The following is a 23,804-nucleotide window of genomic DNA, read 5'->3' on the forward strand; positions in this document are numbered from 1 at the left end:
ACGTGTGTGAACCGGGCTTTCGCCTTAAACGGCATATTCTACCCATAATTCAACCCGGAAGCAGCACACAATGCAAGATGATCGCGCCGCCCGGTTATGCTATAACAGATGCCTATGTGCAGCCCACAGGCGGGCTGAAGCACCACTCTAAACGGAACAGGATGCAGAAATGGTTACTTTCCACACTAATCACGGCGACATCGTCATCAAAACCTTCGACGACAAAGCGCCGGAAACAGTTAAAAACTTCCTGGACTACTGCCGCGAAGGTTTCTACAACAACACGATCTTCCACCGTGTTATCAACGGCTTCATGATCCAGGGAGGTGGTTTTGAGCCAGGCATGAATCAGAAAACCACCAAAGAAGCTATCAAGAACGAAGCGAACAACGGCCTGAAAAACACCCGTGGTACGCTGGCAATGGCGCGTACTCAGGCTCCACACTCCGCTACCGCTCAGTTCTTCATCAACGTAGCAGACAACGACTTCCTGAACTTCTCTGGCGAAAGCCTGCAGGGTTGGGGCTACTGTGTCTTCGCCGAAGTGGTTGAAGGTATGGACGTGGTCGACAAAATCAAAGCGGTCTCTACCGGTCGCAGCGGTATGCATCAGGACGTTCCTAAAGAAGACGTTATCATCGAAAGCGTAACCGTCAGCGAGTAATTGGTGGCGACACTCTTTATTGCAGACCTTCATCTGCAAACAGAAGAACCGGCGATTACCGCCGGTTTTCTGCGTTTTTTAGGCGGTGAAGCCCGTCATGCCGATGCGCTGTACATCTTAGGCGACCTTTTTGAAGCCTGGATTGGCGATGACGATCCTAACCCGTTGCACCGTGAAGTGGCCTCCGCCATCAAATCGCTGGTCGATTCTGGCGTTCCCTGCTACTTCATCCACGGCAACCGTGATTTTCTGGTCGGCAAGCGTTTTGCGACAGCAAGCGGGATGCAGTTGTTGCCTGAAGAAAAGGTGCTTGACCTCTACGGTCGTCGCATTCTGATTATGCACGGCGACACCCTTTGCACGGACGATCCGGGCTACCTCGCCTTTCGCGCCAAAGTGCATACCCCGTGGATCCAGAAGCTGTTCCTCGCCCTGCCGCTGTTTATCCGCCGCCGTATTGCGCAGAAGATGCGCAATGACAGCAAGGCCGCCAACAGCAGTAAATCGATGGACATCATGGACGTGAACCCGCAGGCCGTTGTCGATGTGATGGAGAAACATCACGTGCAGTGGTTGATTCACGGGCATACCCATCGCCCGGATATCCACGCTCTTGAGGCTAACGGCGACGCGGCATTTCGCGCGGTGCTCGGTGCCTGGCATACTGAAGGCTCGATGATTCGCGTCACCCAAGACGACGTTACGCTTATCGCCTTCCCATTTTAATTTTTCCCCCTTATTCCCCTGTCACGTGGCGACGCAACCGTTTTCCTTGCCCGTTTTCCGTGTTATTCTCTGTGACCTCTAACGTCGTGTGCAGCACACCCACAGGAGTTTTAAGACGCATGTCTTCCCGCAATAATCCGGCACGTATCGCCATCGTGATGGGGTCCAAAAGCGACTGGGCTACCATGCAGTTCGCCACAGAAATCCTCGATATTCTGAACGTTCCTCACCATGTTGAAGTGGTTTCCGCTCACCGTACGCCCGATAAGCTGTTCAGCTTCGCCGAAACGGCAGAAGAGAACGGTTACCAGGTGATTATTGCCGGTGCCGGTGGTGCAGCGCATTTACCCGGAATGATTGCCGCGAAAACGCTGGTGCCAGTACTCGGCGTACCGGTGCAGAGCGCGGCATTAAGCGGCGTAGACAGCCTCTACTCCATCGTACAGATGCCGCGCGGTATCCCGGTAGGGACGCTGGCTATCGGGAAAGCCGGTGCCGCTAACGCCGCCCTGCTCGCCGCACAGATCCTGGCTCAGCACGACGCTGAACTGCATCAGCGCCTTGCCGACTGGCGCAAAGCGCAAACCGATGAAGTGCTGGATAACCCAGACCCACGAGGTGCGGCATGAAGCAGGTCTGCGTGCTGGGCAACGGTCAGCTAGGCCGCATGCTGCGTCAGGCCGGCGAGCCGCTGGGCATCGCCGTCTGGCCGGTAGGTTTAGAAGCTGACCCGGCCGCCGTGCCGTTTCAGCAAAGCGTGATTACCGCTGAGATCGAACGCTGGCCGGAGACCGCACTGACCCGCGAACTGGCCGAGCACACCGCGTTTGTTAACCGCGACGTTTTCCCGATTATTGCTGACCGTCTGACACAAAAGCAGCTGTTCGATAAACTCAATCTGGCAACAGCCCCGTGGCAGTTGCTGGCAAGCGCCGACGAGTGGCCTGAAGTATTCGGTCGTCTGGGCGAGCTGGCTATCGTCAAGCGCCGCACCGGCGGCTACGATGGCCGCGGCCAGTGGCGTCTGCGTAAAGATGACACCACACAGCTGCCTGACGAGTGCTACGGCGAATGCATTGTTGAGCAGGGTATTAACTTCTCCGGTGAAGTGTCGCTGGTGGGCGCGCGCGGCCATGACGGCAGTACCGTGTTCTACCCGCTGACCCACAACCTGCATCAGGACGGTATTCTGCGCATGAGCGTTGCTTTCCCACAGGCGGACGCGCAGCAGCAGGCTCAGGCCGAAACCATGCTCGGCGCGATTATGCAGGAGCTGAACTACGTCGGCGTCATGGCAATGGAGTGTTTCATCACCCCGGCCGGATTGCTGATCAACGAGCTGGCCCCACGCGTGCACAACAGTGGCCACTGGACGCAGAACGGCGCATCCATCAGCCAGTTCGAGCTGCACCTGCGTGCAATTACCGACCTGCCATTGCCACCGCCGGTAGTAAACAGCCCGTCGGTAATGGTGAACCTGATTGGCACCGACCTGAACTATGACTGGCTGAAGCTGCCGCTGGTGCACCTGCACTGGTACGACAAAGAGGTGCGCGAGGGCCGTAAAGTGGGCCACCTGAACCTCAATGACAGCGATACCGGCCGCCTCAGCGCCACGCTGGAAGCGATAGTTCCCCTGCTGCCGCCAGAGTACGCAAGCGGTATTGCCTGGGCGCAATCACGCCTGAATTAAGCCTTAAATGCCGGGGAAAGTAACTTATCCTTCCCCGGCCCCCTCTCTGAAGCGTAAAATCCCGCCATAACCGCATGACCCCCCGATTTAAATAAGAAGGATTTCCCCATGAACAATGGGACGGATTACTGCGCGATTCTGCGCGCGGAAACGCCCATCATTGACGTGCGTGCTCCCGTCGAGTTTGCTCAGGGCGCTATGCCCGCCGCCGTCAATCTGCCGCTGATGAACGACGATGAACGCGCGGCGGTCGGTACCTGCTATAAACGTCAGGGGCCCGAAGCCGCAATGGCGCTGGGGCACAAACTGGTCTCCGGGCAGACGCGTCAGCAGCGCATTGACGCCTGGCTTGATGCCTGCCGCCGTGCGCCGCAGGGCTATCTGTGCTGCGCACGCGGCGGCCAGCGCTCGCATATCACGCAGAGCTGGATCAAAGAAAACGGTATTGATTACCCGTTGATCGTTGGCGGCTATAAGGCGCTGCGTCAGGCGGCCATTCAAGCCACCGAGGAGCTGGTACGCCATCCGATCGTTTTGATCGGCGGTTGCACCGGTAACGGCAAAACGCCGCTGGTGCGCGAACAACCTTTGGGGATCGACCTTGAAGGGCTGGCTCACCACCGTGGTTCATCGTTTGGCCGTACGCTAACCCCCCAATTTTCTCAGGCTACTTTTGAGAACCATCTCGCCACCGCGCTACTGAAAGGCGCATATCAGCAGGACAAGGTTCGCTGGGTGCTGGAAGATGAAGGTCACATGATCGGCGCTAACCACCTGCCGGAGTGCCTACGCGATCGTATGGCGCAGTCGCCGATCGCGGTAGTGGAAGATCCGTTTGATCTGCGTCTTGAGCGTCTGCGCGAAGAGTACTTTGCCCATATGTATCATGACTTCACCGCCGCATTTGGTGAAGAGAAAGGCTGGGAAGAGTACAGCGCCTATTTACATCATGGCCTTTTTGCCATTCGCCGTCGCCTGGGGCTTCAGCGTTTTGCCGAACTGACCGCCACGCTCGACGCTTCGCTGGCCGAGCAGAAGCGTACCGGCTCAACGGAGGCGCATTTTGCCTGGCTGGTGCCGTTGCTGGAGGAGTATTACGACCCAATGTACTGCTATCAGTTGGAGAAGAAGGCGGACAAGATTGTGTTTCGGGGAACGTCGGAAGCGGTCACGCAGTGGCTGGCGGAAACCGCCGCGTAAAGAGTGGGTGAAGACCCAAAAGAAAGGGCGGCAATTGCCGCCCTTTTTGACGATTAGAAATCGTAACGCAGACGAACCAGGTTCATATCACCCAGATCATCGGTGCTGGAGGTGAACACGTGTTCGTAGTCAACACGGAAACCGTAATCCAGCTGGAAGCTGATACCCACGCCGTTGTCGATGCGCTGGTAGTTGCGACCATTCACGTATTCAATACGGTCACCCATGAAGTACGGCTGAACGGATTTAAGCGCGTACTGACCCACTGGGATTTTGTAACCCGCGAAGTATTCCACGCCCCATGCATCGCCCGCGAAGTAATCATGTACGGAAGATTTTTTGGTGGTCATGAAGTTCTGGTACCAGCCGCCGCCGAGGGAGAAGGTCCAGTTGTCCGGCGTCCAGCTCAGCGCGGTACCCAGGATGTTCTGATCGTAGGTTTTGCTTTCGCTGTTGTAGGTGGTGTTCATGTCAGCACGGGTGTAGTTCCATGCCGTACCCCAGCTCAGATCGTCAGTGATATGGTAATCCACACCCAGTGAACCGCCGCCTTTACGTTTGTACAGCAGGCCGTTGTTCAGGTTCAGATCATCGTTGAACAGGTAAGAAGCGTAGAGATCTACATCACCTACGGTTTTCTTATACTTCAGTGATTTACGAGTACGGTAAGAACCATCGTAGTCACCGTTGATACCGTTACCCGGTGCCTGACCAATCATGTCATAGTCCCAGATATCGGTTTTCGCACCGACCACATCGTAGTAGATGCTGTTTTGTTGACCGAAGGTCAGCGTACCCCAGGTATCGCTCTTCAGGCCGGTGTAGAGCATACGACGGGTGGTGTCGTTCGCGCCTTCCGCGTAGTGGTTATCCCAGTCAAAGACCGCTGGAATATTGACACCCAGTTCGTAGTAGCTGACCCAACTGATATCATCAAACAGGTAGTAGTCAGCGGCGAAACGGAAACGGGTGCCGCCATCAAAGCCATTACGCTTATAGGCGTTTTTACCGTCGTTGCCGGTCATGTTCTGGAACTGCGGACGAATACTCCCGCCCACGGTGAAGTTCAGACGGCTCAGCGGGTTACCAGCCTGAGGATCCTGCTTGAGCAGGGTAATTTCAGCCTGGGATGCGAAAGACGTCAATGCCACTGCAGCGCCGATCGAGATCGCCAGCGCTTTCATTTTTATAGTCATTATTTTTCCTTGATAGATTACGCGCCATCTATTTGGCAAATAAATCTTATCGTTTATTAATAAATTGCACCTGACTGATTTTTAATGAAACGTGCGACTTAGCACAGCAGAATTACCGAATGGTGCCCTAATGCGGGCATGTTGATGAAAGGATGAGCAATTTTGCGAGGACAGAGGGAAACCCGGCGGCGCAGTGCCGCCGGGGAAATGGCTAGCTGGAAAACTGACGGAACAGCGCCCTACCCTTAAGCAGGCGCAGCCCCAATCCCCCACCGCACAGCGACAGCAACAGCGCCCCGCAAAGCGGTAGCGCCACCCACAGCCGCCAGTCCGGTGACCACGGGAAATCAAATACCTTGGTTTGCAGCATCGCCAGCGCGGTCTCCGCGCCGATGGCCGCCACCAGACCAGAAATCGCCCCCAGCAGAGCAAACTCCGCCCATAACGTCAGGCGCAACAGAGACTTTCCGGCACCGAGTGTGCGATAGACCACCAGCTCCTGGTGACGCTGGCGCATGCCAACCTGAACCTGCGCCAATAGCAGCAGCACGCCGCAGGCGGTGACCAGCACCACCATCACCTCCAGCGCCCGACTGACCTGCGCCAGCACTTGACCAACCTGTTTTAAGATAGCGCCAATATCCAGCAGGCTCACCGTCGGGAATTCACGGTTTAGCTGAGTCAGCAGCGTCGTACCGTGGTCCCAGCGGAAGCTGGTGAGCCAGCTCTGCGGCTGACCGTCCAGCGCGCCGTCCGGGAAGATAAAGAAGAAGTTCGGCCGCAGGCTTTCCCAATCCACCTTGCGAATGCTGCTCACCTTCGCCGTAAAGTCCTGAGTATCACCGGTGAAGGTTACGCTATCGCCGAGGCCAATATTCAGCCGCTGCGCCAACCCTTCCTCAATAGAGACTTCCCCGGTTTTCGGCGGCCAGACGCCCGCTACCAGCGGGTTATGCTGCGGCCGTTGGTTTTGCCAGGTGAGGTTCAGCTCGCGGTTCAGCGATTCATCTTTATTCCCTTCGGTGCTATGGCCGTTGATCTGGGTGAGGCGCGCGCGGACGATCGGGTAAAACGCCGCCGGGATCACCTGATGCTCCGCCAGGAAGGTTTTCACCTCACTCACCTGTTCCGGGGCAATGTTGATCAGGAAATAGTTGGGGCTTTCCGGCGGTAACTGCTGCTGCCAGCGATCCAGCAGATCGCCGCGCAGCACCAGCAGCAGCGCCAGTAGCATAAATGAGAGCGAGAACGCGGCCAGTTGGCTAAGCGTCGACCACGGCTGGCGCAGCAGACGATTCACCGCCAGACGCAGCGGCAGCGCGCGCAGGGTGAGGCGCTTCAACACCTTCAGCAGCAGCCAGCCCACCAGCCCACATAGCGCCGCCAACACCACCGCGCCCGCTAGCACCGACCACAGCAGCGGGCTACCGCCCATCAACCATGCCAGCAGTACCACCGTGACGATACAGACCAGCGGCAGATAGATTTTCAGCGGCCAGACGTTGGCAACGATATCCTGACGCAGCACGCGCAGCGGCTGAGTTGCCAGCAGCAATCGGTATGGACGTAACCCGACCAGCAGCGAAATCACCGTCATTGACCCCACTGCCCACAGCCACGGCCAGGCGCTGGCGGCAGGTAACGCCGCTGGCAGCACCGGCTTGAGTAGCGCCAGCAGCACCGATTCAAACAGCAGACCCATCGCACCACCCGCCAGCGCTGAAAGCGCCAGTAGCAGCACCCACTGGCCGATAATCAGCTTACGCAGCTGCGCTCGCCCGGCACCCAACGTTTTCAGTACCGCCACCAGATCGTAGCGACTGCGGCAGTAGTGACCCATGGCCACCGCCACGGCGGCGACCGCCAGCAGCAGCGTCAGCAACGCGGAGAGCAGCAGGAACTGCTGGGAACGCTGCAGCGATTTGCCTAACGCGCCGTCGTCCTGATCCGGGCCAATCCAGCGATGTTCCGGCTTGAGCTGTGGCAACAGCCAGCTTTCATAGCTGGCAAGCTGCGCGGGGGGGCCGGCAAATTTATAACTCCAGCTTACCCGGCTGCCGGGCTGTACGGCACCGGTTTTCGCCACGTCGGCCAGGTTCATCATCAGCCGGGGCGCCATCTGGAACGGGTTAAAGCCGCTATCAGGTTCCTGCACCACTTCCCCGGCAATGCGCAGCGTGGCATCGCCCACGTCAAGGTTATCGCCGGTTTTCAGATTCAGCAGCGCCATCAGCCGGGGCGCCAGCAGCACCGTTCCCGCCTGCGGTTTGAGGCCTGCGGGTGCGGTTTGCAGGTCGCCATACAGCGGGTAACTGTCATCGACCGCCTTCACGTCGGCAAGTTGCGGCGTGTCGCCCGCCCAGGTCATGGTGGAGAAGTTGATCTGTTCGCCAACCGTCAGCCCCTGAGCGCGCGCGCGTTCAATCCACTGCGTCGGTACTTCGCGAGAACTGCGCAGCACCCGGTCGCCCGCCATATACTCACGGCTTTGTTGATTGAGCCCTTTGTCCATGCGGTCGCTGATGCTGCACAGCGCCAGCACGCAGGCCACCGCCAGGCTCAGCGCCAGCCAGACGATCAGCAGCGACGGCGAGCGCCACTCCCGCCAGAACCAACGTAAAATCATGCCTCCTCCCGTAGCTGCCCGTCGACCAGCCGCAGCCGTCGGTCGCAGCGCGCGGCAAGCTGCGCATCGTGGGTCACCAGAATCAACGTGGTGCCGTGTTCGCGGTTGAGCGAGAACAACAGGTCGGCGATTTTATCCCCGGTCTGGCGGTCAAGGTTACCGGTCGGTTCGTCGGCAAACAGCAGATCCGGGCGACCGTTAAAGGCGCGAGCCAGCGCCACGCGCTGCTGCTCGCCGCCGGAAAGCTGCGCCGGAAGGTGGTGCAAGCGCTTGCCTAGCCCCAACTGTTCCAGTAACGCCTTCGCCCCCTGGCGGCTTTGGCCGTCGCTTTCACCGCGCAGCAGCGCGGGCAGCTCGACGTTCTCCAGCGCATTCAGCGTGGGGATCAGCATGAAAGACTGAAAAACAAAGCCGATATGCTGGGCGCGCAGTCGCGCTCGCGCCTCTTCATCGAGCTTATCCAGCGGATGCCCCAGCAGCTTCACCTCGCCGCTGCTGCCATCATCCAGCCCGGCCAGAATCGCCAGCAGCGTCGACTTCCCGGAACCCGACTCGCCAATTAAAGCAAGGGTTTGCGCCGGTTTGACAATCAGGTTAACTCCGGTAAGGATGGAAAGCTCATGCTCCCCCTGACCGACGGATTTCTTAAGATGATGCACTTCAAGTACGTTTTCCGCTGGCATTTGCCTGTCCTGTTTTTGATTCTGTTTAGCCTGCGCGCCGCGGCGGCGGACACGCTGTTAGTGCTTGGCGACAGCCTTAGCGCGGGCTATCGCATGGCGGCCAATACGGCCTGGCCGGCGCTGTTGAATGATAAATGGCAGCCTGACATTACGGTGGTAAACGCCAGTATTAGTGGCGATACCTCAGACCAGGGGCTGGCACGCCTGCCCGCGCTGCTGCAACAGCATAAACCGCAATGGGTGCTGGTTGAACTCGGCGGCAACGATGGGCTGCGCGGTTTTCAACCACAGCAAACCGAGAAAACGCTGCGTACTATTTTGCAGCAGGTAAAGGCCGCCCATGCCCAACCGTTATTAATGCAAATTCGTCTGCCAGCAAACTACGGACGCCGCTATAATGAGGCGTTCAGCGCTGTATATCCGCAGCTCGCCAGCGAGTTTTCTATCCCACTGCTGCCCTTCTTCATGGAAGAGGTCTATCTCAAGCCGCAGTGGATGCAGGATGATGGCATTCATCCCAATCGTGACGCCCAGCCGTTTATTGCGGACTGGATGGCGACACGCCTGGCTCCATTAGTTAATCACGATGCCGGAAAGTAAAGCGGTGTCTTCAGGTAAAGTTATGCAAAAATCGGTCTTAATTACAGGATGTTCCAGCGGGATTGGCCTCGAAAGCGCGTTAGAACTGAAACGCCAGGGCTTTCGCGTACTGGCCGCCTGCCGCAAACCCGATGATGTGAAGCGCATGAACGGCATGGGGTTTACCGGAATATTGCTCGACCTCGACAGCCCGGAAAGCGTCGATAACGCCGCGGAGCAGGTCATCGCCCTGACCAATAACCGCCTGTTTGGCCTGTTTAATAACGCCGGATATGGCGTCTATGGTCCACTGGAGAGCATCAGCCGCGCGCAGATGGTGCAGCAGTTTTCCGCCAACTTTTTCGGCGTCCACCAGCTGACCATGCGCCTGCTGCCGGCGATGATCCCGCACGGCGAAGGCCGTATCGTCATGACTTCATCGGTGATGGGGCTGATTTCCACCCCGGGCCGTGGCGCCTATGCCGCCAGCAAATATGCGCTGGAGGCCTGGTCTGATGCGCTGCGCATGGAGCTGCGCCATACGGGGGTGAAGGTCAGCCTGATTGAACCCGGCCCCATTCGCACCCGCTTTACGGAAAACGTTAACCAGACCAGCGATAAGCCGGTGGAGAATCCCGGCATTGCCGCGCGCTTCACCCTTGGCCCGGACGCGGTGGTGGAGAAAGTTCGCCATGCGTTTATCAGCGATAAACCGAAGCTGCGCTATCCGGTCACCCTGGTCACCCACGCGGTTGGCTGGCTGAAACGCCTGCTGCCGGGGCGCGCGATGGACAAAATTCTGCAGGGCTAAGTTGAAGCCGACGCTTTTGCCCCCATCTCGAATACAAACCGACTACAGAGAAAGACTTATGTCCGTACAGAATATCGTCAACATTACCGAAGCTAATCTCCACCAGACGCTGGAGCAGTCCGTTACCACACCGGTGCTGTTCTACTTCTGGTCAGACCGTAGCCAGCACTGCCTGGATCTGACGCCGGTGCTGGAAAATCTGGCCGCGCAGTACAACGGTCAGTTTATTCTGGCGAAGGTGGACTGCGACGCCGAGCAAATGGTCGCCTCTCAGTTTGGCCTGCGCTCCATCCCGACCGTTTATCTGTTCCAGAATGGTCAGCCGGTTGACGGCTTCCAGGGCCCTCAGCCGGAAGAAGCGATTCGCGCACTGCTCGATAAAGTGCTGCCTCGTGAAGAAGAGCTGAAAGCACAGCAGGCGCTGGCGCTGATTCAGGAAGGCAACCATGCCGACGCGCTGCCGTTGCTGAAAGATGCCTGGCAGCTCTCCGGTCAGGACAGTCAGATTGGTCTACTGCTGGCGGAAACGCAAATTGCGCTTAACCGTTCAGAAGAGGCGGAAGCGGTGCTGAAAACCATTCCGCTGCAGGATCAGGACACCCGTTATCAAGGGCTGGTTGCGCAGATTGAGCTGCTAAAGCAGGCGGCAGACACGCCGGAAATTCAGCAGTTGCAGCAAGAAGTAGCGGCCAACCCGGACGACGCGGCGCTGGCCTCGAAGCTAGCACTTCAGTTGCATCAGGTGGGCCGTAACGAAGAGGCGCTGGAGCTGCTGTTCAGCCATCTGCGCAAAGATTTAGGCGCGGCGGACGGTCAGGCGCGCAAAATGCTGCAGGAAATTCTGGCAGCGCTGGGTACCGGTGATGCGTTGGCGTCGAAGTATCGTCGTCAGCTGTATTCGCTGCTGTACTAACCGTGCAATCCCGGCGGCGCTTCGCTTGGCCGGGCTACAATTGTAGGTAGCCCGGCCACGCGCAGCGCCGCCGGGAAATCTCACATTATGTGCGTTTCTTCAACTGCGTCACCACCAACTGGTGGCGGGCGTTGTAAAACTTCCGGTAAGTCAGATAACAGGCAATAATGGTCGACAGGCTGGCGGTTGAGAGCAGCATAAACGTCACCATAATCTGATACTTAATCGCTTTTACCGGGTCGATACCGGCAAAAATCAGCCCGGACATCATCCCCGGCAAACTCACCAATCCTACCGTTTTTGCCGAATCTACGGTCGGGATCAGCGACGCGCGAATACTTTCGCGAATCAACCGCGCCGACGCCATTTTCGGCGTTGCCCCCAGGCTTAGCTTCTCCTGAATCTGCTGCTGTTCAGCGCTAAAACGCTGCCCCAGGTTGTTGTAGCACAGCCCCACCGCAATCATCGCGTTACCGGCAATCATCCCGGAAATCGGGATCACCTGCATCGGTACAAACGCAATCGAGCCGGAGAACACCAGCACCGCCAGCGTTAGCCCGGCGCCGGTAGTAATGGCAATAAATGATGACACAAACGCTTTATCGATATATTTGCTGCGCTTTTGCGCGTTGTACGCCGCGTTGAAGCAGATGAACAGCACCATGCATAGCGTCAGCACCGCGTGGTTTACGTTGAAGATATACTTCAGCACGTAGCCAACGATAATCAGCTGCACCACCGCCCGGCAGATACTCCAGATAATGTCTTTTTCCAGCGCCAGCTTTTCCCGGTAGCTGACCAGGATGGCAACCAGCACCAACACCATTGACAGCGCCAGCGACTGGTTAGTGATGATATGTTCGCTATTCATTGACCGCCTCCTGATGCGAAGGCAGCGTCACCACTTCATCCGCATGGCTAATTTCATCTTTATCGTGGGTCACCCACAGCACCGCAACCTGCTGGTCACGCACATACTGATGAATAATCTCGTTCACGTTCTTTTTATTTTGCTCGTCCAGTGCGCTGGTAATTTCATCCAGCAGCAGCACCTTGGGTAAAAATTGCAGGTTCCGAATGAGCGACACCCGCTGCTTTTCCCCGCCGGAGAGATCGTTAATCGATTTCGACAGCGTCTCTTCCGGCAGGCCAAATTGCGCCAGCTGCGTCAGAAAACGATCCGGCTCAGGATTTTTATTGCGAATCTGCCACGGGAAAATAAAGTTGTCGTAAACCGTATCGCCAAACAGCGCCGGAGTTTGTGCACAGTAGGAAACCTGCTGGCGATAAGCTTCCGGGGTTAATGCGTTGATATCCTGGCCTTCAAATAGAATCTTCCCATCGGTGGGTGAAAGCAGCGAGGCGATAATTTTTAATAAGGTGCTTTTGCCGCAGCCGGAGGGCCCGGTAATCAGCTTAAACTCACCGGGGGCCACGCTTAAATTAATCTTATCAAGGACCGTTTTCTCGCCAATATGAAAGCTCACCTGCTCAAGCTGTAAAATCGCGCTATTTTCCTTCATTGCTTTATTTTGTCCTGAAGCTGACTTTTGTGGCTCTAGTGTAACCCCTATTTATTTCAGGGGGCGAATTTCCCCTGCATAGCCGATATACTTGAACAGGTTACGGACAGTTAAACAGGAGGTTTTATGCTGATATTTATCCCGGTTCTTATCTTCGTCGCGCTGGTGATTGTCGCGGCGGGCGTCAAAGTTGTGCCTCAGGGCTACCAATGGACGGTCGAACGTTTTGGTCGCTACACCAAAACCCTGCACCCTGGTTTAAGCCTGGTGGTGCCGTTTATGGATCGCATCGGCCGCAAAATCAATATGATGGAGCAGGTGCTCGATATTCCTTCCCAGGAAGTCATCTCTAAAGATAACGCCAACGTCTCGATTGATGCCGTTTGCTTTATTCAGGTGATCGATGCGCCAAAAGCGGCCTATGAGGTCAGCAACCTTGAACTCGCCATCATCAACCTGACGATGACCAACATTCGTACCGTCCTCGGGTCGATGGAGCTCGACGAAATGCTCTCCCAGCGTGACAACATCAACACGCGTCTGCTGCATATCGTCGATGAAGCGACTAATCCGTGGGGCATCAAAATCACCCGTATCGAAATTCGCGACGTACGCCCACCGGCAGAACTGATCGACGCCATGAACGCGCAGATGAAGGCCGAACGTACCAAGCGTGCCTATATCCTCGAAGCGGAGGGGATTCGCCAGGCGCAAATCGTCAAAGCCGAAGGTGAAAAACAGGCGCAGATCCTGACCGCAGAAGGTGAGCGCCAGTCGGCGTTCCTGCAGGCGGAAGCGCGTGAGCGTTCAGCGCAGGCGGAAGCCACGGCAACCAAGATGGTATCCGAGGCGATTGCCGCCGGCGACATTCAGGCGGTGAACTACTTTGTGGCGCAGAAATATACCGATGCGCTGCAGCAGATTGGCTCCGCCAATAACAGCAAAGTGGTGATGATGCCGCTGGATGCCAGCAGCCTGATGGGCTCAATCGCCGGGATCGCCGAGCTGATTAAAGACAGCGCCAGCGAACGGAAATCATCATGATTGCCCTGGTGCTCACGCACCCGCATCTCTTCTGGCTGAGCCTGGGCGGCCTGCTGCTGGCGGCAGAAATGCTCGGCGGCAGCGGTTATCTGCTGTGGAGCGGCGTGGCGGCGGCGGTCACCGGCATCATCACTTGGCTGTTGCCGATCGGTTGGGAGTGGCAGGGCACGCTGTTTGCCGTGCTTACGCTGCTGGCAGCCTGGCTGTGGTGGAAGTGGTTGAGCCGCCGCACGAACCGCCAGCGCCCGGCTGAAGGCCAGCTTAACCAGCGTGGACAGCAACTGCTGGGCCAGCGCTTTACGCTGGATAACGCGCTGGTTAACGGTCGTGGTCATATGCGGGTCGGCGATAGCTCCTGGCCGGTTGCCGCCGATGACGACCTGCCTGCCGGCAGTAAAGTAGAGGTGATTGCGGTGGAAGGGATCGTCCTGCGAATCAGGCTCTCCCCTCCTCGCTAATCGTCAGGCCTGGGTTTTACGGTGACAGCAGCCGGAAAGATTATCAATAATCGGACAATCGGCGCTGTCATCTCCCGGGCAGGACGCTGCCAGCGAAAGCAGCTGATCGCGCATCGCCTGCAGGTCGCTGATATGGCGTTCAATATCCGCCACCTTTTGCAGCGTGTAGGCTTTCACATCGGCACTGTGGCGCTTTGGGTCATTAAACAGATTCACCAGCTCGCCGCACTCCTCCAGATTAAACCCTACCTGCCGCGCCTGACGCAGCAGCGTAAACTCATCAAGGTGTTTCTGCGTGTAGCTGCGGTAGCCGTTTTCACTGCGCAGCGGCGGCGTGACCAGCCCCTTCTCTTCATAAAAGCGAATCGCTTTGCTGGTTAAACCGGTTTTTTTGGCAACATCACTGATATTCACATTTCCCCCTTGACCTTCCCCTTGCTGGAAGGTTTAACCTTCACAACTGTAGACCATAAGGTGAATTTGGTCATCCATTATTGAGGAAAGTGATATGTCTCAAACCATCGATCTAGCCCTGGACGGTTTGTCCTGTGGCCACTGCGTGAAACGCGTGAAAGAGAGCCTGGAGCAGCGTTCTGACGTTGACCATGCGGAAGTGACTATCGAAGCCGCGCACGTGACCGGTAGCGCCAGCGCTGAAGCGCTGATCGAAACCATTAAACAAGCCGGTTATGGTGCTGAGTTAAGCCACCCAAAGGCTAAACCGCTGGCAGAGTCATCACTCCCGTCGGAAGCACTGACAGCGGCCACCCCTGAGCTTCCGGCAGCGCAGGAACTGGATGACAGCCAACAATTGCTGATCAACGGTATGAGCTGCGCCAGCTGCGTTTCCCGGGTACAAAATGCGTTGCAGGCCGTACCGGGCGTCGTACAGGCACGGGTAAACCTGGCGGAGCGCACGGCCCTGGTCATGGGTAGCGCCTCCGCCGGTGATTTAGTCCAGGCGGTGGAAAAAGCGGGATACGGCGCGGAAGCGATTGAGGACGATCTCAAGCGCCGCGAACGTCAGCAGGAAACCGCACTGGCGACCATGAAACGTTTTCGCTGGCAGGCGATTGTTGCTCTGCTGGTCGGCATTCCGGTGATGGTCTGGGGGATGATCGGCGACAACATGATGGTCTCCGACGATAACCGCTCTCTGTGGCTGGTCATCGGTCTCGTCACCCTGGCAGTGATGGTGTTTGCCGGTGGTCATTTTTACACCAGCGCATGGAAAAGCCTGAAGAATCGTACCGCAACGATGGACACCCTCGTCGCCTTAGGTACCGGCGTCGCGTGGCTCTACTCGATGAGCGTCAACTTGTGGCCGCAGTGGTTCCCGATGGAAGCCCGCCACCTCTATTACGAAGCCAGCGCCATGATTATCGGCCTGATAAACCTCGGGCATATGCTGGAAGCGCGCGCACGTCAGCGCTCCTCCCGGGCGCTGGAAAAACTGCTCGACCTGACGCCGCCGACCGCCCGCGTGGTCACGGAAGACGGTGAAAAAACCGTGCCGCTGGCCGACGTTCAGCCGGGCATGATCTTACGTCTGGCAACCGGTGACCGCGTTCCGGTTGACGGTGAAATTACCCAGGGCGAAGCCTGGTTTGATGAAGCCATGCTGACCGGTGAGCCTATCCCGCAGCAAAAAGGCGACGGCGACAGCATTCATGCCGGTACCGTCGTAGAAGATGGTTCGGTGCAGTTCCGCGCCAGCGCCGTAGGCAGCCACACGACGCTGTCGCGCATTATTAAGATGGTACGTCAGGCACAGAGCAGCAAGCCGGAAATCGGCCAACTGGCGGATAGAATCTCCGCCGTGTTCGTGCCGGTGGTGGTGGCGATTGCGATTTTCAGCGCCGCTATCTGGTACTTCTTTGGCCCGGCACCGCAGATTGTCTATACCCTGGTTATCGCCACGACGGTACTGATTATCGCCTGTCCGTGTGCGCTGGGTCTGGCAACGCCGATGTCGATTATTGCCGGCGTCGGTCGCGCCGCAGAGTACGGCGTACTGGTACGTGATGCCGATGCGCTTCAGCGCGCCAGTGAGTTAACCACCCTGGTGTTTGATAAAACCGGTACCCTGACCGAAGGCAAACCACAGGTCGTTGCGGTCAAAACGCTCGGGGCAATTAGCGAAGCCACCGCGCTGCGTCTCGCCGCCGCGCTGGAACAGGGGTCGAACCACCCGCTGGCCCGCGCTATTGTGGAAAAAGCGGATGAACGAACGCTGCCACAGGTTAACGCCTTCCGCACCCTGCGTGGGCTGGGCGTGAGCGGTGAATCCGACGGGCACACCCTGCTGCTCGGCAACCAGGCGCTGCTGCATGAACACCAGGTCGTGACCCGCGAACTGGACGATGAGATGGCTCAGCAGGCCGCTCGGGGTGCCACGCCGGTGCTGCTGGCGATCGACGGTAAAGCCGCCGCGCTGTTCGCCATTCGTGACCCGCTGCGCAGCGATAGCGTTGCCGCGCTGCAGCGCCTGCACCGCGAAGGCTATCGTCTGGTGATGCTAACCGGGGATAACCCCGTCACCGCCAACGCGATTGCCAAGGAAGCAGGTATTGATGAGGTGATTGCCGGGGTACTGCCGGACGGGAAAGCGCAGGCGATTAAAGATCTGCAGGCGCAGGGCCAGAAGGTCGCGATGGTCGGTGACGGTATCAACGATGCGCCAGCGCTGGCGCAGGCCGACGTCGGTATCGCCATGGGCGGCGGCAGCGATGTGGCGATTGAAACCGCGGCGATTACGCTGATGCGCCATAGCCTGGTCGGCGTCGCCGATGCGCTAGCCATTTCCCGCGCCACGCTGCGGAATATGAAGCAGAACCTGCTCGGGGCGTTTGTCTATAACTCGCTGGGCATTCCGATTGCCGCCGGGATCCTCTGGCCGCTGACCGGCACGCTGCTGAATCCGGTGGTTGCCGGGGCGGCGATGGCGCTCTCGTCCATTACGGTGGTGAGCAACGCCAACCGCCTGCTGCGCTTCAAACCTAAGCAGTAACCCACCGTCCCTCCCGCCATCGGGAGGGACGCGTTTGCACCTTTTCCCCCATCGCGCTAGCATGAGATTTTCCTTCCAGGGAGCGCGGATGAGCCTGTTAAATCAACTACAACGCCTGTGGCGCACGCTGCGCGGTTCACCCTACAGCTGGCCTGCGCTGGACGTCACCTTGCCCGGCGGTCGCCACCTGCATCTGGTGGGCAGCATTCATATGGGGACCCGCGACATGGCCCCCCTTCCCGCTAAGTTACTGAAAAAACTTCATCAGGCCGATGCGCTTATTGTTGAAGCGGATATCTCGGGTAACGAAACGCCCTTCAGCGACCTGCCAGAATACCCGCCGCTGCGCGAACGGCTCAGCGCAGCGCAGTTTAGCCAGCTTGAAAAACTCAGCGACGAGCTGGGTATGCCGCTGTATCGCTTTGATACCCAGCCGCTGTGGCAGGTGGCGATGGTGCTGCAGGCCACTCAGGCGCAAAAGCTGGGGCTGCGCCCGGATTACGGCATTGACTATCAATTGCTGCAGGCGGCTCGCGAAACGTCGCTGCCGGTGAAGGAGCTGGAAGGGGCCGACAGTCAGATAGCGCTGCTCTGCGAACTTCCCGACGGCGGCATGGCGCTGCTCGACGATACGCTGACGCACTGGCACACCAACGCTCGGCTGCTGCAGGTGATGATCGGCTGGTGGTTAGAACAGCCGCCATCCAACGGTACGGCTTCGCTGCCCAATACCTTTAGCCAGTCGCTGTATGATGTGTTGATGGTGAAACGCAATGAGGCCTGGCGCGATGCGCTGCTGGCGCTGCCGCCGGGGCGCTATGTGGTCGCCGTAGGGGCGCTACATTTGTACGGGGAAGGTAACCTGCCGCAGATGCTGGGATAAAAAAATGGCCAATATCTCTATTGGCCCGTCAAAGAGGAATTTCATCATTATTATTATCCCGGAGTTCGCACTCCGGATCTTTCGATTGTCGCTCAAAGTTGCCGCAACTGCCAATACCTATTGCGCAAGATTATACTATTTTTTAGTGCATTTTTCGGCGTATGCTGGCTGCATATCACGTCTGTAGTAAGAAGGAACGTTATGACTCCCGCAGTTAAGCTACTCGAAAAGAACAAGATCCCGTTCAACATCCACGCCTACGATCACGATCCGCATGAGACCAACTTTGGCGACGAAGTGGTGCGTAAATTAGGACTGAATGCCGACCAGGTTTACAAAACCCTGCTGGTGGCAATGAACGGCGACATGAAACAGCTCGCCGTGGCGGTGACGCCGGTTGCCGGGCAGTTGGATTTGAAGAAAGTGGCCAAGGCGTTAGGCGCCAAAAAGGTCGATATGGCCGACCCAATGGTGGCGCAGCGCGTGACCGGTTATCTGGTGGGCGGCATTAGCCCGCTAGGGCAGAAAAAGCGTCTGCCAACGGTGATTGATGCGCCGTCGCAGGAGTTTGCCACCATCTATGTTTCCGGCGGCAAGCGCGGGCTGGATATTGAACTGGCGGCGGTAGACTTAGCGAAGATTCTTGGCGCGACGTTTGCGGATATTGCGCGTCGGGATTGATGGGTGCGGCTTGTCCCCCTCACCCTAGCCCTCTCCCCAACGGGGAGAGGGAATAGAAAGTAGCCCGGCAAAGCGAAGCGCCGCCGGGAACGGCTCAACACCTTACTGCCAGCTCACTTCCCCTTTCGGTTCGTAAGCATTCACATCTAACGGTGAGTTCTGCTCAATATACTGCTTGAGCACCTCGGCATCGATAAACCCGGTATTCACATATCCCGGTTTACTATCAATCTTCGGATAGCCATCGCCGCCGGTAGCGTTAAAGCTCAAGGTCGCCATGCGATAGGTTTTCGCTGGGTCGACCGGTTCACCTTTGATTTTCAGATCCTGAAGCTGCCCGCCTTTTGCCACGAAGCTCACGTTAGCAAACTGCGGATAGGCACCGGAATCCGGCTTCATCTGGGCGACAGCGGTCAGATACTCAGTGACCTCTTTGCCGTTCATATCGGCGTACACCACCACGTTGCCAAACGGCTGCACTTTCAGCACGCTCTTGTAGGTGATATTTCCCTCTTCAATGGAATCACGAATGCCGCCGCCGCTCATCACGCCAAAGTCAGCGCCAGTGCGCGCCATCTGTGCGGCGAGAATCAGTCGTCCCATATTGGTTTGCACAAAGCGAACCTTGCTCCGATCCCCTTCCAGATGCCCGTTGACGCTGCCCACTTTTACATCCAACTGCGCTTTGCCTTTACTCTGGAACGGCGTTAACAGCGAGAGCATCTGCGGATTTTCCGGGATTTGTGGCGTGTAAAGTACGCGCTCACTCTGCCCGTTATCGTAGGTCACCTTTTTCTTCAGGTTCACCGGAATCAGCTGATAGTGCACCAGTTTCATCTCACCATTGCGGAACTCAAAGTCGGCGCGACCAACGTATTTGCCCCACTCATGCGCCTGCACAATCCAGATACCGTTCTGTTTGTCCGGCGCGCACGGGGTGCCCGGCACGTAGTCGACCTGCTTTTTATTCTCCGATGCCATGCAGACCGGATCCTGTGAGTGACCACCCACAATCATCGCCAGCGAGCCCGCAGGCAGGCTGCGTGCCATTTCGACATCGCCCGGCGCGTTAGAACCGTGCTCGCCGTTATCGTAATGGCCCATGTGGGTCGTTGCCAGAATCAGATCCGGCTTCTCTTTTTGCTGCAACTCCTGAATCACAACTTTGGCTTCTTCCGCCGGTTTGCGGAATTCAATATCGGTGAAATATTCCGGGTTGCCAATTTTGGCGGTGTCATCGGTGGTTAAGCCAATAACGGCAATTTTAAGATCCTGGCGTTTGAAAATCGCCCAGGGTTTAAACAGGCGTTCGCCGGTGCTTTTCTGATAGATGTTGGCAGAGAGGAACGGGAATTTGGCCCATTTTTCCTGCTGGCGCAGCACGCTCATCGGATTATCGAATTCGTGGTTACCCACGGCCATCGCATCGTAGCCCACCAGGTTCATGCCGCGGAAATCAGGCTCGGCGTCCTGAAGGTCGGACTCTGGAACCCCAGTGTTAATATCACCGCCGGAGAGCAGCAGCACGCTCCCCCCTTCAGCCGCCACCTCTTTACGAATGCCGTCCACCAGCGTTTTTTGCGCCGCCAGTCCATATTCGCCGTATTCGCTGCGCCAGAAATGGCCGTGATGATCGTTGGTATGCAGGATGGTGATTTTATAGGTTTTATCTTGCTGATAAGCCTGAGAAGGTAAGCTGACTAAAGACAATGCAGACAGCATCGCCAGCGCCACGCCCCGTTTGACGAAATGCATGTTTCTCTCCCTGAGTGAATAACCATCGCCGAAATTACAATGCTCTGAAATATTAGTCTAATTTGTTTTCAGAAATGAGACTTCCTTCAAACGTATTAGACAGGTATCTTAGTCTGATAATTATTATTAAAGCGTATATCCCCAACATCGCACTATTAATTACAAGTGGAATCTATGGCAATTTCTGAAACCAGCCCTACGCGGCCTGGCCCGTCTGCGTCTTCGCAGAAGGGTCGTACCTCATTTGGTATTCTGGGGGCAATAAGCCTCTCCCATCTGCTCAACGATATGATTCAGTCGTTGATTCTGGCGATCTATCCGCTGCTTCAGTCGGAGTTTTCGCTCAGCTTCGTGCAGATCGGGATGATTACCCTGACCTTCCAGCTCACCTCATCGCTGTTCCAGCCGGTTATCGGCTATATCACCGATAAACGCTCTATGCCGTGGTCGCTACCGGTCGGCATGTGCTTTACCCTAAGCGGCCTGGTACTGCTGGCGCTGGCGAGCAGCTTCGGCGGGGTTCTGCTGGCGGCAGCGCTGGTCGGCACCGGTTCATCGGTGTTCCACCCGGAGTCCTCCCGCGTGGCGCGTATGGCCTCCGGTGGTCGTCACGGCCTGGCGCAGTCCATCTTCCAGGTGGGCGGCAACTTCGGCAGCTCGCTGGGGCCATTGCTGGCGGCGGTGATTATCGCGCCTTATGGCAAAGGCAACGTCGCCTGGTTCGTACTGGCCGCGCTGCTGGCAATCGTCGTTCTGGCGCAGGTTAGCCGCTGGTACGCGGCGCAGCATCGTTTAGCGAAAGGCAAACCTAAAACCGTTATCGTTAACCCGCTGCCGAAAAATAAAGTGGTGCTGGCCGTTTTCATTCTGCTGATGCTGATTTTCTCCAAATACTTCTATATGGCGAGCATTAGCAGCTACTACACCTTTTATCTGATGCAAAAATTCGGATTATCGGTACAAAACGCCCAGATTCATCTCTTTGCCTTCCTGTTTGCGGTTGCCGCAGGGACCGTGATTGGCGGGCCAGTCGGCGATAAGATTGGCCGTAAATATGTTATTTGGGGCTCTATCCTCGGCGTAGCGCCATTTACCCTCCTTTTACCCTACGCCACCCTTTGGTGGACGGGGATTTTGACGGTAATTATTGGATTTATCCTCGCCTCGGCGTTTTCCGCCATTCTGGTGTACGCGCAGGAGCTATTACCGGGTCGTATCGGCATGGTTTCTGGGCTGTTCTTCGGTTTCGCCTTTGGGATGGGTGGCCTGGGTGCCGCGGTGCTGGGGCTGATTGCAGACCACACCAGCATCGACCTGGTGTATAAAATATGCGCCTTCCTACCATTAATCGGTATGTTGACCATATTCTTACCTGATAACCGCCAAAAACACTGATTTTCGGGCAGCCAAACGTCTGTTTTGGCTGCCTTCTTTCTCCCGCAAGCACTCGTCACCTCTGACTTTCCGCATTCAACTTTCTTATTTGTGCCATTTACTCCTCAAAATTCAAATTTTTAGTTAAATTCAAGAATTATTCACAAACAAAATGACCGGAATTGTCATAAACTATTACAAGGCTTTTTGGTTTTCAGGCTGTTCCGGCATTCTGCGCCAAAAATGGGACCACGCATCACGACGAAAGGAGACGGAATGCATCACGCCACACCGCTAATCACCACCATTGTTGGTGGCCTTGTGCTCGCTTTTTTCCTTGGCATGATTGCCAATAAGTTAAGAATTTCTCCACTGGTAGGATATTTGTTAGCGGGCGTACTGGCCGGACCGTTTACTCCAGGATTTGTCGCTGATACCAAACTGGCCCCTGAACTGGCGGAACTAGGCGTTATTCTGCTGATGTTTGGCGTGGGTCTCCATTTCTCGCTCAAGGATCTGATGGCGGTAAAGTCAATAGCCATCCCCGGAGCGATTGCGCAGATAGCCGTCGCCACCCTGCTCGGCATGCTGCTCTCCACCTTCTTAGGCTGGTCGATGATGACCGGTATCGTCTTTGGTCTGTGTCTCTCCACTGCCAGTACCGTGGTGCTGCTGCGCGCGCTCGAAGAACGACAGCTTATCGATAGTCAGCGCGGGCAAATCGCCATCGGCTGGCTGATTGTTGAAGACCTGGTAATGGTGTTGACCCTGGTGCTGCTGCCAGCCGTCGCCGGCATGATGGAAAAAGAGAATATCGGCTTCGCCTCACTGGCGATTGATATGGCCATCACCATCGGTAAAGTGGTGGCGTTTATCGCCATTATGATGCTGGTCGGCCGCCGTCTGGTGCCGTGGATCCTCTCCCGCAGCGCCGCAACCGGTTCTCGCGAACTGTTTACCCTTTCGGTGCTGGCGCTGGCGCTGGGGATTGCCTTCGGCGCGGTTGAGCTGTTCGATGTCTCCTTCGCGCTGGGCGCGTTCTTCGCCGGGATGGTGCTGAACGAATCCGAGTTGAGCCATCGTGCTGCCCACGATACGCTGCCGCTGCGTGATGCGTTCGCGGTGCTGTTCTTCGTCTCCGTCGGTATGCTGTTCGACCCGCTGATTCTGATTGAGCAGCCTCTGGCGGTGCTGGCAACGCTTGCCATCATCATCTTCGGCAAGTCGTTGGCGGCCTTCGGCCTGGTGCGTCTGTTCGGCCACTCTCAGCGTACCGCGTTAACCATCGCTACCAGCCTGGCGCAGATTGGTGAATTTGCCTTTATCCTTGCCGGCCTCGGTATGGCGCTGGGCCTGCTGCCACAGTCGGGGCAGAATCTGGTGCTGGCGGGCGCCATCCTCTCCATTATGCTGAACCCAGTGCTGTTCTCAGTGCTGGAAAAATACCTCGAGAAAACGGAAACCCTTGAGGAGCAGACGCTGGAAGAGGCGCTGGAAGACGAGAAGCAGATCCCGGTGGATATCTGTAACCATGCGCTGCTGGTCGGCTACGGTCGCGTTGGCAGCCTGCTCGGCGAGAAGCTGATGGCGCAGGGCATCCCGCTGGTGGTTATCGAAACCTCGCGTACCCGCGTGGATGAGCTTCGCGAGCGCGGTATTCGTGCGGTGCTGGGTAATGCGGCGAACGAAGAGATCATGGACCTGGCGCATCTGGACTGCGCCCGCTGGCTGCTGCTGACCATTCCGAACGGCTACGAGGCCGGGGAGATTGTCGCCAGCGCCCGCGAGAAGTGTCCGCATCTTGAGATTATCGCTCGTGCGCACTACGACGATGAAGTGGCCTATATCAGCGAGCGCGGAGCCAATGAAGTGGTGATGGGCGAGCGTGAAATTGCCAAAACGATGCTGGGGCTGCTGAGTGAACCACCGTTGAGTGAGGCGGTTAGCGGGTAGATATGACGATCCCGGCGGCGCTTCGCTTGGCC

22 protein-coding genes are annotated in these 23,804 nt (G+C 57.1%); 15 read left to right on the forward strand and 7 right to left on the reverse strand.

From position 1 onward, the window contains the following. The first annotated feature begins 169 nt into the window (after positions 1 to 169). The 5 genes from ppiB to mnmH all read left to right on the forward strand — a co-directional run bounded on the left by ppiB (position 170) and on the right by mnmH (position 4,283). Complete coding sequence (gene ppiB, locus HII27_RS06130; protein ID WP_035891791.1) at positions 170 to 664, forward strand: peptidylprolyl isomerase B; 495 nt, start codon at positions 170 to 172, stop codon at positions 662 to 664. A gap of 3 nt (positions 665 to 667) precedes the next feature. Continuing rightward, the gene (lpxH, locus tag HII27_RS06135; RefSeq protein WP_185667072.1) at positions 668 to 1,390 is read left to right on the forward strand and encodes a UDP-2,3-diacylglucosamine diphosphatase; all 723 of its coding nucleotides are present in this window, start codon (positions 668 to 670) and stop codon (positions 1,388 to 1,390) included. A gap of 119 nt (positions 1,391 to 1,509) precedes the next feature. Then, the gene (gene purE / locus HII27_RS06140) at positions 1,510 to 2,019 is read left to right on the forward strand and encodes a 5-(carboxyamino)imidazole ribonucleotide mutase (protein ID WP_185667073.1); all 510 of its coding nucleotides are present in this window, start codon (positions 1,510 to 1,512) and stop codon (positions 2,017 to 2,019) included. Then, entirely contained in the window at positions 2,016 to 3,083 is a 1,068-nt protein-coding gene (gene purK, locus HII27_RS06145) for a 5-(carboxyamino)imidazole ribonucleotide synthase (protein WP_185667074.1), read from the forward strand. Before purE ends, purK begins: the two co-directional genes overlap by 4 nt. Before the next feature lie 108 nt (positions 3,084 to 3,191). Beyond that, complete coding sequence (mnmH, locus tag HII27_RS06150; protein WP_185667075.1) at positions 3,192 to 4,283, forward strand: tRNA 2-selenouridine(34) synthase MnmH; 1,092 nt, start codon at positions 3,192 to 3,194, stop codon at positions 4,281 to 4,283. Between the two features lie 53 nt (positions 4,284 to 4,336). Here mnmH and HII27_RS06155 read toward each other — a convergent pair whose 3' ends face one another. The 3 genes from HII27_RS06155 to ybbA form a co-directional block, all read right to left on the reverse strand. Beyond that, the gene (locus tag HII27_RS06155; protein WP_185667076.1) at positions 4,337 to 5,479 is read right to left on the reverse strand and encodes a porin; all 1,143 of its coding nucleotides are present in this window, start codon (positions 5,477 to 5,479) and stop codon (positions 4,337 to 4,339) included. Positions 5,480 to 5,690: 211 nt separating this feature from the next. Next, a complete protein-coding gene (gene ybbP, locus HII27_RS06160; protein ID WP_185667077.1) occupies positions 5,691 to 8,105 on the reverse strand; it encodes a putative ABC transporter permease subunit YbbP in 2,415 nt (804 codons plus the stop codon). Continuing rightward, on the reverse strand, positions 8,102 to 8,788 hold the full coding sequence (ybbA, locus tag HII27_RS06165) for a putative ABC transporter ATP-binding protein YbbA (protein ID WP_185667078.1): 687 nt from the start codon (positions 8,786 to 8,788) through the stop codon (positions 8,102 to 8,104). Before ybbA ends, ybbP begins: the two co-directional genes overlap by 4 nt. Here ybbA and tesA point away from each other — a divergent pair. From tesA to HII27_RS06180, 3 genes are read left to right on the forward strand one after another with little or no spacing between them, the layout of a single operon-like run. Beyond that, positions 8,756 to 9,388: a multifunctional acyl-CoA thioesterase I/protease I/lysophospholipase L1 gene (tesA, locus tag HII27_RS06170; protein WP_185667079.1), complete on the forward strand. Its 633-nt coding sequence runs from the start codon at positions 8,756 to 8,758 to the stop codon at positions 9,386 to 9,388. The genes ybbA and tesA overlap by 33 nt on opposite strands. Next, positions 9,375 to 10,178: an SDR family oxidoreductase gene (locus HII27_RS06175; RefSeq protein ID WP_223883158.1), complete on the forward strand. Its 804-nt coding sequence runs from the start codon at positions 9,375 to 9,377 to the stop codon at positions 10,176 to 10,178. The genes tesA and HII27_RS06175 overlap by 14 nt, the downstream gene beginning before the upstream one ends. A gap of 58 nt (positions 10,179 to 10,236) precedes the next feature. Further along, complete coding sequence (locus HII27_RS06180) at positions 10,237 to 11,091, forward strand: co-chaperone YbbN (RefSeq protein WP_185667081.1); 855 nt, start codon at positions 10,237 to 10,239, stop codon at positions 11,089 to 11,091. Positions 11,092 to 11,176: 85 nt separating this feature from the next. Here HII27_RS06180 and fetB read toward each other — a convergent pair whose 3' ends face one another. Together fetB and fetA are read right to left on the reverse strand one after the other, a co-directional pair. Then, complete coding sequence (gene fetB / locus HII27_RS06185) at positions 11,177 to 11,962, reverse strand: iron efflux ABC transporter permease subunit FetB (RefSeq protein WP_185667082.1); 786 nt, start codon at positions 11,960 to 11,962, stop codon at positions 11,177 to 11,179. Further along, positions 11,955 to 12,614 (reverse strand): iron efflux ABC transporter ATP-binding subunit FetA, encoded by a 660-nt coding sequence (gene fetA, locus HII27_RS06190; RefSeq protein WP_185667083.1) that lies wholly within the window; start codon positions 12,612 to 12,614, stop codon positions 11,955 to 11,957. The genes fetB and fetA overlap by 8 nt, the downstream gene beginning before the upstream one ends. A 126-nt stretch (positions 12,615 to 12,740) precedes the next feature. On the opposite strand from fetA, the gene HII27_RS06195 reads away from it, so the two are divergent. Together HII27_RS06195 and HII27_RS06200 are read left to right on the forward strand one after the other, a co-directional pair. Beyond that, the gene (locus HII27_RS06195; RefSeq protein ID WP_035891812.1) at positions 12,741 to 13,658 is read left to right on the forward strand and encodes an SPFH domain-containing protein; all 918 of its coding nucleotides are present in this window, start codon (positions 12,741 to 12,743) and stop codon (positions 13,656 to 13,658) included. Further along, positions 13,655 to 14,116, forward strand: coding sequence for an NfeD family protein (locus tag HII27_RS06200; protein WP_185667084.1), 462 nt, complete (start codon positions 13,655 to 13,657; stop codon positions 14,114 to 14,116). Before HII27_RS06195 ends, HII27_RS06200 begins: the two co-directional genes overlap by 4 nt. 3 nt (positions 14,117 to 14,119) lie before the next feature. On the opposite strand, the gene cueR is transcribed toward HII27_RS06200, so the two are convergent. Continuing rightward, a complete protein-coding gene (cueR, locus tag HII27_RS06205; protein WP_185667085.1) occupies positions 14,120 to 14,530 on the reverse strand; it encodes a Cu(I)-responsive transcriptional regulator in 411 nt (136 codons plus the stop codon). 94 nt (positions 14,531 to 14,624) lie between these two features. Here cueR and copA point away from each other — a divergent pair, with 94 nt between their 5' ends. The 3 genes from copA (at position 14,625) to ybaK (ending at position 18,690) form a co-directional block, all read left to right on the forward strand. After that, positions 14,625 to 17,126: a copper-exporting P-type ATPase CopA gene (copA, locus tag HII27_RS06210; RefSeq protein WP_185667086.1), complete on the forward strand. Its 2,502-nt coding sequence runs from the start codon at positions 14,625 to 14,627 to the stop codon at positions 17,124 to 17,126. 88 nt (positions 17,127 to 17,214) lie between these two features. Further along, complete coding sequence (locus HII27_RS06215; protein WP_185667087.1) at positions 17,215 to 18,009, forward strand: TraB/GumN family protein; 795 nt, start codon at positions 17,215 to 17,217, stop codon at positions 18,007 to 18,009. A gap of 201 nt (positions 18,010 to 18,210) precedes the next feature. Beyond that, the gene (ybaK, locus tag HII27_RS06220) at positions 18,211 to 18,690 is read left to right on the forward strand and encodes a Cys-tRNA(Pro)/Cys-tRNA(Cys) deacylase YbaK (RefSeq protein WP_185667088.1); all 480 of its coding nucleotides are present in this window, start codon (positions 18,211 to 18,213) and stop codon (positions 18,688 to 18,690) included. Positions 18,691 to 18,792: 102 nt separating this feature from the next. Here the strand turns inward: ybaK and ushA are convergent, their stop codons facing one another. Next, positions 18,793 to 20,445, reverse strand: a complete 1,653-nt coding sequence (gene ushA / locus HII27_RS06225; protein WP_185667089.1) for a bifunctional UDP-sugar hydrolase/5'-nucleotidase UshA — start codon at positions 20,443 to 20,445, stop codon at positions 18,793 to 18,795. 174 nt (positions 20,446 to 20,619) lie between these two features. Here ushA and HII27_RS06230 point away from each other — a divergent pair, with 174 nt between their 5' ends. Continuing rightward, positions 20,620 to 21,840 (forward strand): MFS transporter, encoded by a 1,221-nt coding sequence (locus HII27_RS06230; RefSeq protein ID WP_185667090.1) that lies wholly within the window; start codon positions 20,620 to 20,622, stop codon positions 21,838 to 21,840. 255 nt (positions 21,841 to 22,095) lie between these two features. Continuing rightward, entirely contained in the window at positions 22,096 to 23,772 is a 1,677-nt protein-coding gene (ybaL, locus tag HII27_RS06235; RefSeq protein ID WP_185667091.1) for a YbaL family putative K(+) efflux transporter, read from the forward strand. The last annotated feature ends 32 nt before the right edge of the window (positions 23,773 to 23,804 follow it).

This window comes from Kluyvera sichuanensis, assembly GCF_014218705.1.
GTDB classification, from domain to species: Bacteria; Pseudomonadota; Gammaproteobacteria; order Enterobacterales; family Enterobacteriaceae; genus Kluyvera; species Kluyvera sichuanensis.